At 44.6% G+C, this 14,663-nt stretch carries 2 protein-coding genes; one reads left to right on the top strand and one right to left on the bottom strand.

Features of this window, described 5'->3' with window-relative positions; all coding sequences use genetic code 11:
• Positions 1-93: 93 nt before the first annotated feature.
• Positions 94-1,101 carry a peptidoglycan DD-metalloendopeptidase family protein gene (locus tag AND4_RS07155; protein WP_009842274.1) on the bottom strand — a complete coding sequence of 336 codons (1,008 nt, stop codon included), beginning with the start codon at positions 1,099-1,101 and terminating at the stop codon, positions 94-96.
• Between the two features lie 290 nt (positions 1,102-1,391).
• Here AND4_RS07155 and AND4_RS07150 point away from each other — a divergent pair, with 290 nt between their 5' ends.
• Positions 1,392-14,411, top strand: coding sequence for a tandem large repeat (locus tag AND4_RS07150; protein ID WP_009842273.1), 13,020 nt, complete (start codon positions 1,392-1,394; stop codon positions 14,409-14,411).
• Positions 14,412-14,663: the final 252 nt, after the last annotated feature.

Genomic DNA, 14,663 nt, shown 5'->3' with positions numbered 1-14,663 from the left:
TCGAGTCGTTTGAGAGTGTCTTTGATGGAACTCAGCGCATTATGGCTGCGTAGCCCTAATGCGCTGAGAAAGGATTCAATTCAACACTAAAAATTAAGAAGGGTATTTCTGCAATTGTTCAATAAGCTCTTCACGTTCGGCTCTTGCAGCTAACATCATTTGAGTGTTGACGGGCGGAGCAGGGTTCGTTTGGATGTAACGTGCGTAATCAACCGGGACGCCATCAACGATTAATTCGAGATGTAGGTGCGGACCAGTTGTCCTTCCTGTGTTGCCCGTGCGGCCGATGGTTTGGCCTTTGGTTACGCTGTCACCTGCGTGAACATCACTGCGAGATAGGTGCAAGTAGCGGGACAGTGAACCATTGGTGTGGCGGATGTTGATGTAGTTACCGGCAAAGCGGTTGTAGCGTGATTTAACCACGACGCCATCCGCAATACTTTGTATCGGTGTTCCGATCGACACGGCATAGTCGGTACCTAGATGTGGGGTAAGTAACCCTGTGACTGGGTGTTTTCGCTTTAAATTAAAACCTGAACTTACTTTGTACTTTTTTGCCAGTGGAAATGCATAATATGGCTTTCGAATTAACTTATTGCCATATTCATCGTAAGCGTTGTTATTGCCATCATTAATGACGAAGAAGTCTCTTTTACTACCAGAATAGTAAAAAGAACTAATGTATTTTTCATTATGACTATTGGTTTTGGTTTTAATTGAAAACTGATCGCCTTTTCGGACAGAACCGATAATGTCGAATTCATTTTCAATTAATTTAATTAATGATTTAATTTCGTGCTGAGATAATCCAGCGTTGATTAAAGAAGTAACGAAAGAATAGTCAACAATACCTGTGGTGATCTTTGTGCGTTGAAAGTGAGTTTCGTAGGTTTGCTCAATATCTCCATGGACCGTGCTCTTTGGCACAGTGGTTTGGTTCTTTGAAACAGTAGTTTGAAATCGAGCGGTGACAGGCTGAGGCTGCTCTTCTGGTGTGAACAAGCAGTAGATAAAAGACACAGCAATAATGACAATGAATGCAATGAATACATGGGCTAACGCAATGTTTTGAGTATGCTGTCTTAGTGTTAAACTTGTCATTAGATCGGATTTATGCTTAGGGCGAAAAATTGAGAGGAGTATAATATTTTAAATAAAATCTTACACGCCGTTAATGCCAATTCCTGTGTTTTTACTAATCAAATAACGATAGAAGTGAATTAGTGTTGCTAAAGTAAGTTAATAATGACGGCTTTTCTAGCGTTTATGAATGATTGTATGGTTATTTTGTCATGTTGAGAAAATTTTAGACAATAATATAATCGCGGCAAAATAGACTCTGCCAAAATACTATGTTCACTAAAAATACGATAAAACCAACGTTAGGTCTCATGGCTGCTTCACTACTATTAAGTGCATGTGGCGGTGGGGAGGGAGGTGATAGCACACCGCCTGCAAGAAATACAGGGAGTATCTCGGGTAACGTTTTTGACGCCCCAGTCAATGGTGCCAAGATCGATGTGTTTGAATACAAGGATGGAAAGGTTGGCCGTAAGCTCGATAGCACGACATCTGATGCCTTTGGTGATTACAAACTAGAATTCGAATCTGCTTCGATGCCCTTGTATGTTGTAGCGCAACAAGGTAGCTATACCGATCCCTTAACCAACGAATTCGTGTCAACGAGTGCAGGTAAGACTTTGCGCTTAGAGGGTGTGGTGAACTTTAGTGAAGGTAATGAACAAAAGTTAATGCTGACACCATTGACTAATATTGTTTCAGGTCTGACGAAATACAAAATTGCAGGCGGAGAGTCAGGCTCGAAAGCGGTCTCTGGCGCGCTAGACAGCATTAACGGTATGTATGGCTTTGACGTCAATGAAACGAAGCCAATTGATATCACCAAGGGTGGTCAAAGTAGCTTTGCAACGCCAGGGCACCAATACGGTGCTTTGCTAACCGCCTATTCTTCTTACTCTTATGATTTAATCAAAAAATATGGCCAGTCTGAGGACAATATCTATACCTCAATGAACTTGTCTGACATCCAGTACCGGGATGTTGTCGCTGATGGTCTTTTAGACGGGCTAGAGATCAGTAATTCGACAGGTGCCGTTACGCCGCTCACGTTTGGTCAGCAGAGGATCAGCAGCGACGTTTACACCCAAGACCTTTCTCAACACGTTTTGATTGTTGTCAACGATCCTGAACTTAATATTTCAGGTACGAATGCCGATGATTTCGTAGCTTTTAGTCGAAAAATTAATGATCTCGGTAGCCATGGCGATACGGATGGTGTGATTCCACCGCGTGATGAAACCGACATCGATACTGTGCCACCAACTGTGTCGCGCACCGACAGTGATGTACTGACAAGAACAGATAAGGTCGATATCAGAATTAATGACGATATTGGTGTCGAGTCTGTATCGGCTTACCTCGAATACCAGCTTAACGGCACTTGGTCAGGTGAATTCAAATGTAACGATCCACAGACTTCTGGCAGTGAATTTTGTACGGTAGACGCAACTGACCTTGAAGTGGGTGTACGTGAAACAAACATCCAAGTGAGTGTTGATACAAAAGCGATTGATGCCGTTGAGGTCAATTCAGATACTGGCCTTTCCAATGTGACTGCAGCACGTTTGGTGTTTTACACGGCAGACGTTTTAGGCAATGAACTTGTTCCTGGCAGCAATTCAGGCCACTACGTGAATTTCGAGTGGGATAATGACGCACCAGTCATTACAGTTGAATCTGGTGACACCATCAACAACGTCGTTAAAGAGTACGTATTAAAAGGCATAGTAAAAGAAGCGTCTCAAGGCATTAAGTCTGTCAGCGTTTCATTTAAAAGTGGCCTACCTGAAGAATTGACTTGTACTCCAATCACGGCAGAGTCGGGCAGTGCTTGCGAGTTTAGTAAAGCCTATTTGACGGACGAATTCGTATCAACGACTACGTTCGATATCAAGGCCACTGATACCAAAGGCAATATCGGCGAATTTCCTCATGCTGTAAGCCGAGATGACCAAGCGCCTGCTCAGATCATTACGTACCCTGAAGGGACATCGATGAATTACGTTAATGTGAGTGTCGATGGAGAAAGGTCTTCATACGAAGGGGTTTACACGCAAGATACTTATACTTCAGACAACGTGCAGTCAAGCCGAGACTACTTGAAGATCGATTATGTCTATGCTGCCTCTGGCTTGAAATCTATTCAAGGCGTTGATTTTGCCGATTTTCACGCCAACGTATTAAAAGAGAATAAGATTCCGTATGTACGAGTTCGAGTTGCTGATGTCAGTTCGGATACTGTTTTAGGCTCAAGTGCCGACAAGCTTAAACTCGTTGTGAAGTACTACGTAAGTCAAAACAACGACAACAACTATGCATTTCAAAACACAACACAAACCGTAGCCTCGACGGACGCTATCACTGCGAGTATTCCTCACGAAACTATTTTAGATAGCGAAGGCAAAGTCAATGAAGTTATTTACTACGTTCCTTTCGTAAAAGAAGTCCTTGGTGATGGTTTTAAAAACGTTTCAGAAAACGCCAGTCAAAAACTGGTGATTCAAACCATCGACGAGTCCGACAACGAAAGTGCGACTCAAGAAGTTTACTTCCGAAGCAGTTTTGACCTACCTACGATGACGATAGTGACACCTTTCATTGGTGCGCGTGTGCAGTTAGAAGGTCTGAACCCTAATGGTGAGTTCACCTCTTTAGCAAGCTGTACCACGATTCAGCAGCAAGAAAGCGATCAAACTACCGCGCTTGATGTTGCCTCGTGTGAAGCCACGACGGATGTTGTTAATTACGACTTCATGCGAGTGCGTTTAATTGGTGTAGAAGGGAGTGAGCCTTATTATTACCAATGGAAAGACGATGCAGGCGCCAAAGCGAACGTTAATCTAAACAATGCCAATATCGGCGCATATTTTGAACTTGATGGCTCAAAAACGTATTACGTGACTGAGCTTGCTGCTTACCAAACAGGACTATTTGACTCTCGTTGGAATCAGGTAGAGGCGGGTAACAAGACATCAGAACGCGCATCACAAATTTTGACAGAGGTGAAATATGCTTTAGCGGGCGGTAATGATTCATTCTTCGGATTCGATCCAACCGTGACGGCTTACGCTACAAATGAGATGCTTGAGGAGCCAATTCCTAGCGATCTATCTAACGACTATCTGCATCGTTTTCTTGTTGAAGCCATTGATGACTTAGCTCAGGACACACCTCGTAATAACTCTTCTGATTTCGCCTCCGCTATTTATGACGATCTTAGCTACGATGGTAAAGCAAACGGAATTGGCGCTGGTGGGAATCAAATCAAATTGGATGATTACGAATTCGACTCTGATACCTACCGCAAAGACCTTGCAGAAGCTTTGTATAAAGTAATGACTGAGAATCATGATATCCCCAAAAACATTGCTCAGCTATTTGCCGATGATATTTCTATGGCTAATCCAAAACTTGGTGAAGACGATATCATTGATGGTGATGGTGAAAGTATTGATACGACTCCACCGAAACCAGAGATAGAAATCGTGGACGGCCGCAAAACAATGGTTGGCGATAAGCTTTATGTTGCGGGAGAAGTACGATCTAGAGTGGTGTTAGAAGATCCATCTGGGGTTGTAGAGGAAGGTGACCAAGCACCGAGATTTCATAGCGTATGGTATGCTGTTGACGATCCTGACCATTCGATTGAATTTGATCCCCAGATACAACTAAATGAATCTGGCGATAGTAATAAATTTAGAAAAGAGTACTTCTTTACCTTAAATACAGAATCGACAGATCTCACCGATATCATCGAGTTTGCGCTTGAAATAACGGCATCCGATACCAAAGGCAACACTTACAAAGAGCCGCATATTACGCGCCTTCATGTAGATAACGACTATCCGACAGCGAGTTACATCCCTCTTATAGGTCTAGATAACCAACCTATTGGGGAAGATGTTTATCTGAGTATTAGAAATAACATCCACAATCTAACTTTTAAGTTGGATGATGTGGTTGATGACAAACTCGAGAAACGTAGCTTGCTTTTCTATAAGATATCTGGTGAAAGATACCCTGTTTCATATGATCAGTTTTATACCAACCAAAGCAATCAGTTTGTCGTACGCCTATGTAGCCAGGAAGATTGCTCGACTCAAGGAACAACAATTAACCCCGGTGATGGTGACTGGTTAGCGGTAGTTAGCGCGGAAGATAACTTAGGAAACGCGGTATCAGATGCCGACAACGCAGCTCCAAGATTTCCTATCCATATAGACTCTGAACCGCCAGTGGTTAATGATGCGGAAATTACAGAGCGATTGGGTGGCAACGATGTTTGGACTCCGGTGATCGACTGGGGTGATCTTAGTCAAGGTAGCAATGTAAAAGTCGAACTAAGGAAAGGCTCAGGTCAGTCCCAGACGTTAGAAGCTTGCGATCCTGATACAAGCGTTTGCGAACAACCATACCTCATTGGCGAGCAGCCGGATGTTAAAGTTCAATTGGTTGCTGACGCCTTTAATTATGACTCCAAAAATGAATTTTATGTAACGGCAACAGATAAAGCCTACCCGGCAAATAAGAGTAGGAAGGGGACGTTCAGCTTCAAAGTTGATAATAAAGGGCCAATAATTCTACTTTCTACCCCTTGGGTTAAAGATGCTTTGAACGAAGAAAACACCGTAGTAGGGCGCAAATTCAATGTACTTTTTGAATCTGTGACAGATGATTCTGGTATTGAGGAAGTGTCCTTGTTCCAGGTAGATAACCCTACAGTGTTAAAAACGTTTAAGCCTGAGAACCCAAGTCAAAAGTTCGAAATGCCACTTGTGGAAGATGATACTAAGAATATTCACCTTAACCCTACTGAAGGAAATCGCATTAGTCTCTATGTTAAAGCGAAAGATGTTCATGGTTTTGAAAGTCAATCGAATACAAATAGCGTAGTTTTTGATAATCAAGGCCCAGAATTTAGCTTGCTCGGGCATAATGATGGTTATTACAGAAGTGATTATGTCTTTGAACTGAGAGCTACAGATTTAGGCCCGAATGGTAACGTTTCTACTCAGGGGGTAGATCGAGAAAGCTTAGAGTACTGGATATTTGAAGATGTTGAACCAACTCCGGGTACTGCGGGAACGAAAATAGTCAATGCCGACGCTCTTAAAATTCCTTTAGGTGGGCAAAGTGATGGTGAGCATACAATTAGAGTTAAAGGTTCAGATACTCGTGGTAACTCATCAAAAAAAGACTTTTTGGTTAATGTGAGTAGTAAGCGTCCCCAACTGGGTCTTACGATTGCTTACTCAGACGGTGGTGAAATTCCCAGTGGTGTTATATATGACAGTGGTAACATCAAGCTAACTTTAAAAGTAACCGATGTGAGTGGTGTTAAAGAAATTAAATCTACTTATCAATACTCGGAGGCAAGTAAAGCGACAGACTTTTCATTTGATCCAGTCGACGGTTCAGAGGACACTTGGGAAGCGACGTTAACCGAGTCTGACCTAAGTACTGATGGAAACTATGCGTTAAGTATTAGTATTGAAAATAATGTCCAACATAACGGTACTCCACTAGTTAGCAACATTAACCGTACGTTAAGCGTCCAGCGTGATGGTGTAGATATTGATATTGCTGAGCCTAAAGATTTTCAAAACTATCCGTCTGACGGGGTGTTAGACGTCAAATTCACAACGAGAAGTGAAGTTAAAGCAGCCAAAATTCAATGTTGGGTTCGTCAAAAATACGATAGCAACGTCGCACCTAATCCCCCAGAAGAAAAGCCTACCTCTGGCGAGAAGAATATCTCTTCGGGTCAAGAGCCTAGTTGTAGCGTTGACTCGGAAGGTATTTCGTATCCAACTGCTGTTTTGATTGTGCAAACTACGGGCACGAATGGAGCCGTAGCAGTGAAGAAGTTTGACTTTAAAATGATGGATGCAGAGGCTCCAATCACAGTCTCACCTGAAAATAATAAGTACGAATTTCAAGGTGGTGAGGTAAGCTACAACTCAGATGACTCAACTAAGTACCTTGCATTCGACCTGATATTCAAAGATTTGCTGTCTGGGGTAGATAAAGACGACAAACCTCAGTTAAGTGAGATGTTTGGGGATACGACATTTGATGCCAAGAGTTGTGCTGTCAATGGCGATAAGCAAACTGTTTGCCGTTACAAAGAAAAGTATTACGATATCCTTCGAAAGGTGGATAGTAAGCATGCCTATAAAATTGAAAACATAAAGGATAATGTAGGCAACTTAGCACCAGATTATGCGTTTGAATTTGTATTACCAACTCAAGAACCGGAAGTTCGTATTACAAGCCCTGAAGCTAAAGATGTATTAAATGGTACATTCCTCGATGTGGACTTTAGAGTTAAGCTTGCCAAAAACTCGAAAATAGAAAATGTCAGTGTTACTTTTGGTGATGAGTCTTATGACCTCAAAAATAATGCTGATAATTTCAGAAATTTCACTGACTGTACTGATGACGACACATTTCTCTGTTCAACATTTCGTAGCAATAAGCTGGATGAGGGTTTAGCAAACGAACTATTAGATATAAATGTAACTGTTAAAGATGTTTGGGATAACCGTGGAAGTAAAGCCGTTGAAAATATTAGATTCGATAATACTGCTCCTGTTATTGGAGATGCTATCAAGGTTACTGAGCAAGAAGATGACAAAGTTAGGTTCACTTTTGTCGATATGAAAGATGACGTCAGCGGTTTAGCTAAGGTTAAGTACACGGTGCGAGCGCTTGATTTTGAAGAAGAAAAAATATACAAGGAAGACGATAAGAAATACATAACTTATTTCGAGCTATCCAAAGGTGAGCTTTCAGGTCTTAATGAAATTAAGGTTGAAGTAATCGCGAAAGATGAGGTGGATAACCAAAGTAGTCAAAACAAGACTATCGATCTGACTGCGCCGACTATTAGTCTCGAATTTACTGATATAGCTAGCTTGTCGGAAGACAAGCTAGCTTTCACGAAAGCAAGTCAATCGTTCACGATTACTTCAACAGAGAATGGGCCTGTCAAGGCAACTCGATATTCCATTGATATGGTCCCAACTAGCGGAGAGCCGCTGAACTTCAGCGGAGACCCGCTTAACTTCAACGGCAATATCGTGTTGTCAAGCGCGACTGGTACCATGGATTTTGCAATTGATGACCAAGCTGAATACAGATACGAATTGACAGTCACTGACTCAATGGGACGTGCTATTAAAGACTTTAAGCTTTTTGGTAACACTTATGGTGCCAAAGGTATCGAATCGGTTGTCGATTATGAAGATCCTGAAGTGTCGATTCGCGATAGCAAGCAAGAAGACGAAGCGACAGATGATGGCAAATATAAGTTGGATGTAACTGCTGATGTGACTGATAAAAACTTAAGTTCGGTAACATCAACGGCTGACAACGGCTCAGGTAAAGCAGTAGGGCCAGATTCAATCACGGAGCCTAATAACGATGGCGACCCTTATGTGTTCCACTACTTATTATCGCCAGGAGACTATACGATAAAAGTAACCGCGTTTGATGCTGTCAAGAAAAAAACGGAAAAAACGACAACATACAAAGTAGAAGCAGCAACAGTCCCTGAGCTAACAATATCGACGACTGCAAGCACACCTTTGGCTGGTGGCGTCGAAGTCCCGCTTACGTTTACTTTTACTGAAGAAGTCAAAGAAAAAGAATTCGATATTTCAGACGTAAAGTTAGATGAGAATAATGGCGGTGAGCTAAAACCTTTATCTTGGAGTACCACAGACAACATAACTTGGACAGTTACATACGTAACTCCAAAAGATGTAAATAAAAAGGTAACCATATCGGTTGAAGATAACAGTTACAAGAGTGCCAATAATATAAATGGTAAAGGAGATAGCCTTCAACTGGACGTTGATGGGGTGTTGCCAACGCTTACTAAAGTAACGTTTGATCCACTGCATCAAAAAATCGGTGAAGATGTCCAAGTTGAGCTTAAGTTTGATAAAGATTTGCAAGAGGCCACGGCTACATTAGGCGCCAACAACATTACTTTGATTGCTGATGATGAAAATAAGAAAGTTTGGACCGGAAGCGTGAAAGTCCCAGACGTACCAGATCTCGGTGTTGGCTTAGTGGTGAGTCAATATAAAGACCTAGTAGGTAATGTGGGCGAGGATAATACGTCATATGAATTGCCAATCACGCCAACGTTGACCATTAACGATGTGGGTAAGGTGGACGAGAGCGAGGCAGCAAACTATCAGTTTACAGGCACCGCGGAACGTCTTGATGGTCAAACCCTGAGTGTAGAAATCAAAACTTCAGACGCTTCAGCAACAACTGTCGCAACCGATAATGTTAAGGTTCAGAACGGCAGTTGGACGAGCAATGAGATAAACCTTAGCGGTCAGCCAAATGGCAAGTACCAAGTGGTGGTAACGGGGGCGAATACGGTCGCTGGCATTACTATGGAAGCGCAGCAACAGCGTGAGTTCAGGTTAGAGCAGGCATTGCCTTCGCTGATGAGTGCATCGTTTGATAAGCCACATCACTTGGTGGGTGCCCCTGTGGAAGTCACTTTGACGTTCAGTAAAGCGGTTAAGGGAGACACCATTCAAGCGACGCTAGCCGGCGCAGCAGTATCAGGTTTCACGATGCAGGGAGATGCTACAACGTGGAAAGCAGAGGTTGCTTCTTTGGCAGACCCGGGTGATACCGCGCTTAGTGCAATCCTAAGCGTCAATAGTTTCGGGGACGAACCGGGTAACACGGTGACGGTGGACCAAAAATATACATTACCAATCACGCCAACGTTGACCATTAACGATGTGGGTAAGGTGGACGAGAGCGAGGCAGCAAACTATCAGTTTACAGGCACCGCGAAACGTCTTGATGGTCAAACCCTGAGTGTAGAAATCAAAACTTCAGACGCTTCAGCAACTATCGCAACCGATGATAATGTTAAGGTTCAGAACGGCAGTTGGGCGAGCAATGAGATAAACCTTAGCGGTCAGCCAAATGGCAAGTACCAAGTGGTGGTAACGGGGAAAAATACGGTCGATGGCATTGATATGGAAGCGCAGCAACAGCGTGAGTTCCTGTTAGAGCAGGCATTGCCTTCGCTGACTAATGCATCGTTTGATAAGCCACATCACTTAGTGAGTGATCCTGTGGAAGTCACTTTGACGTTCAGTAAAGCGGTTAAGGGAGACACCATTCAAGCGACGCTAGCCGGCGCAGCAGTATCAGGTTTCACGATGCAGGGAGATGCTACAACGTGGAAAGCAGAGGTTGTTTCTTTGGCAGACCCGGGTGATACAGCGCTTAGTGCAATCCTTGCCGTCAATAGTTTTGGGGACGAACCGGGTAACACGGTGACGGTGGACCAAAAATATACATTACCAATCACGCCAACGTTGACCATTAACAATGTGGGTAAGGTGGACGAGAGTGAGGCAGCAAACTATCAGTTTACAGGCACCGCGAAACGTCTTGATGGTCAAACCCTGAGTGTAGAAATCAAAACTTCAGACGCTTCAGCAACTGTCGCAACCGATAATGTTAAGGTTCAGAACGGCAGTTGGGCGAGCAATGAGATAAACCTTAGCGGTCAGCCAAATGGCAAGTACCAAGTGGTGGTAACGGGGAAAAATACGGTCGCTGGCATTGATATGGAAGCGCAGCAACAGCGTGAGTTCCTGTTAGAGCAGGCATTGCCTTCGCTGACTAATGCATCGTTTGATAAGCCACATCACTTAGTGAGTGATCCTGTGGAAGTCACTTTGACGTTCAGTAAAGCGGTTAAGGGAGACACCATTCAAGCGACGCTAGCCGGCGCAGCAGTATCAGGTTTCACGATGCAGGGAGATGCTACAACGTGGAAAGCAGAGGTTGCTTCTTTGGCAGACCCGGGTGATACCGCGCTTAGTGCAATCCTAGCCGTCAACAGTTTTGGGGACGAACCGGGTAACACGGTGACGGTGGACCAAAAATATACATTACCAATCACGCCAACGTTGACCATTAACAATGTGGGTAAGGTGGACGAGAGCGAGGCAGCAAACTATCAGTTTACAGGCACCGCGAAACGTCTTGATGGTCAAACCCTGAGTGTAGAAATCAAAACTTCAGACGCTTCAGCAACTGTCGCAACCGATAATGTTAAGGTTCAGAACGGCAGTTGGGCGAGCAATGAGATAAACCTTAGCGGTCAGCCAAATGGCAAGTACCAAGTGGTGGTAACGGGGAAAAATACGGTCGCTGGCATTGATATGGAAGCGCAGCAACAGCGTGAGTTCCTGTTAGAGCAGGCATTGCCTTCGCTGACTAATGCATCGTTTGATAAGCCACATCACTTAGTGAGTGATCCTGTGGAAGTCACTTTGACGTTCAGTAAAGCGGTTAAGGGAGACACCATTCAAGCGACGCTAGCCGGCGCAGCAGTATCAGGTTTCACGATGCAGGGAGATGCTACAACGTGGAAAGCAGAGGTTGCTTCTTTGGCAGACCCGGGTGATACCGCGCTTAGTGCAATCCTAGCCGTCAACAGTTTTGGGGACGAACCGGGTAACACGGTGACGGTGGACCAAAAATATACATTACCAATCACGCCAACGTTGACCATTAACAATGTGGGTAAGGTGGACGAGAGCGAGGCAGCAAACTATCAGTTTACAGGCACCGCGAAACGTCTTGATGGTCAAACCCTGAGTGTAGAAATCAAAACTTCAGACGCTTCAGCAACAACTGTCGCAACCGATAATGTTAAGGTTCAGAACGGCAGTTGGGCGAGCAATGAGATAAACCTTAGCGGTCAGCCAAATGGCAAGTACCAAGTGGTGGTAACGGGGGCGAATACGGTCGATGGCACTGATATGGAAGCGCAGCAACAGCGTGAGTTCAGGTTAGAGCAGGCATTGCCTTCGCTGACTAATGCATCGTTTGATAAGCCACATCACTTGGTGAGTGATCCTGTGGAAGTCACTTTGACGTTCAGTAAAGCGGTTAAGGGAGACACCATTCAAGCGACGCTAGCCGGCGCAGCAGTATCAGGTTTCACGATGCAGGGAGATGCTACAACGTGGAAAGCAGAGGTTGCTTCTTTGGCAGACCCGGGTGATACCGCGCTTAGTGCGATCCTAGCCGTCAACAGTTTTGGGGACGAACCGGGTAACACGGTGACGGTGGACCAAAAATATACATTACCAATCACGCCAACGTTGACCATTAACAATGTGGGTAAGGTGGACGAGAGCGAGGCAGCAAACTATCAGTTTACAGGCACCGCGAAACGTCTTGATGGTCAAACCCTGAGTGTAGAAATCAAAACTTCAGACGCTTCAGCAACAACTGTCGCAACCGATAATGTTAAGGTTCAGAACGGCAGTTGGACGAGCAATGAGATAAACCTTAGCGGTCAGCCAAATGGCAAGTACCAAGTGGTGGTAACGGGGGCGAATACGGTCGCTGGCATTACTATGGAAGCGCAGCAACAGCGTGAGTTCCTGTTAGAGCAGGCATTGCCTTCGCTGACTAATGCATCGTTTGATAAGCCACATCACTTAGTGAGTGATCCTGTGGAAGTCACTTTGACGTTCAGTAAAGCGGTTAAGGGAGACACCATTCAAGCGACGCTTGCGGGTGAAGCAGTATCAGGTTTCACGATGCAGGGAGATGCTACAACGTGGAAAGCAGAGGTTGCTTCTTTGGCAGACCCGGGTGATACCGCGCTTAGTGCAATCCTAAGCGTCAATAGTTTTGGGGACGAACCGGGTAACACGGTGACGGTGGACCAAAAATATACATTACCAATCACGCCAACGTTGACCATTAACGATGTGGGTAAGGTGGACGAGAGCGAGGCAGCAAACTATCAGTTTACAGGCACCGCGAAACGTCTTGATGGTCAAACCCTGAGTGTAGAAATCAAAACTTCAGACGCTTCAGCAACAACTGTCGCAACCGATAATGTTAAGGTTCAGAACGGCAGTTGGACGAGCAATGAGATAAACCTTAGCGGTCAGCCAAATGGCAAGTACCAAGTGGTGGTAACGGGGGCGAATACGGTCGATGGCACTGATATGGAAGCGCAGCAACAGCGTGAGTTCCTGTTAGAGCAGGCATTGCCTTCGCTGACTAATGCATCGTTTGATAAGCCACATCACTTGGTGGGTGCCCCTGTGGAAGTCACTTTGACGTTCAGTAAAGCGGTTAAGGGAGACACCATTCAAGCGACGCTAGCCGGCGCAGCAGTATCAGGTTTCACGATGCAGGGAGATGCTACAACGTGGAAAGCAGAGGTTGCTTCTTTGGCAGACCCGGGTGATACCGCGCTTAGTGCAATCCTAGCCGTCAACAGTTTTGGGGACGAACCGGGTAACACGGTGACGGTGGACCAAAAATATACATTACCAATCACGCCAACGTTGACCATTAACGATGTGGGTAAGGTGGACGAGAGCGAGGCAGCAAACTATCAGTTTACAGGCACCGCGAAACGTCTTGATGGTCAAACCCTGAGTGTAGAAATCAAAACTTCAGACGCTTCAGCAACAACTGTCGCAACCGATAATGTTAAGGTTCAGAACGGCAGTTGGACGAGCAATGAGATAAACCTTAGCGGTCAGCCAAATGGCAAGTACCAAGTGGTGGTAACGGGGGCGAATACGGTCGATGGCACTGATATGGAAGCGCAGCAACAGCGTGAGTTCCTGTTAGAGCAGGCATTGCCTTCGCTGACTAATGCATCGTTTGATAAGCCACATCACTTGGTGGGTGCCCCTGTGGAAGTCACTTTGACGTTCAGTAAAGCGGTTAAGGGAGACACCATTCAAGCGACGCTAGCCGGCGCAGCAGTATCAGGTTTCACGATGCAAGGAGATGCTACAACGTGGAAAGCAGAGGTTGCTTCTTTGGCAGACCCAGGTGCGTCACAACACCTCGCGGTCCTAAATGTCAGTGATTTTGAAGATTTAGCGGGTAATACGGGCAGTCCGAATAACGGGTATGCATTGATTATCACGCCAACGATTACTCTCGGTACCATTGATGACGTTTCAGGAAACACAACAGCAACTATCAATGGCACAAGTACTCGCTTTGACCAAGGTGACAAAATTGAAATAAAGGCCATTGACGACTACGACTCGGAAGTTACAGGCAGTGCGACAGTGTTACTTGATGGTACATGGACGGTTGATCTTGATTTGTCTACTTTGAAAGACGGAGCAATAACCATTTATGCGAATGGCACCAACTCCTTATCTGTTAACGCTGACGAGGTGAATAAAATATTCAACTACTCTAGTACGACAGTTACTGCGCTCGTCATACCAAATATGCGGGAACGAGATACTGAAGAAATAGCGTTACAGAAGGTAGCCTAATAGAAAGCGAGCATTGAGCTCGCTTTCTTTTTGTCTGCTTTAAAGTGATCTAAATCAAATCATTGGTAATTTCTCATTATTGATTCAAACCATTTGAGGCTCTTTCATCGGGCTAAAAATCCAAAATACCTATGATAATTTTGTTTTTAGGGGAAGCAGGGGTGATTATGGTGGTCAATTTAGAGATATAGTGGTGAATGTGCCACGTTGAGAATATTACGCAATATTATATAGTTAGCCTTATTGCTCTGC

The organism is Vibrio sp. AND4, assembly GCF_000171815.1.
Taxonomy (GTDB): Bacteria; Pseudomonadota; Gammaproteobacteria; order Enterobacterales; family Vibrionaceae; genus Vibrio.
This window is presented reverse-complemented; position numbering and strand designations above follow the sequence as displayed.

What these genes read in the sequence shown, in the direction of transcription:
- AND4_RS07155 (WP_009842274.1), bottom strand. Translation starts at nt 1,101, where the DNA reads ATGACAAGTTTAACACTAAGACAGCATACTCAAAACATTGCGTTAGCC.
- AND4_RS07150 (WP_009842273.1), top strand. Translation starts at nt 1,392, where the DNA reads ATGGCTGCTTCACTACTATTAAGTGCATGTGGCGGTGGGGAGGGAGGT.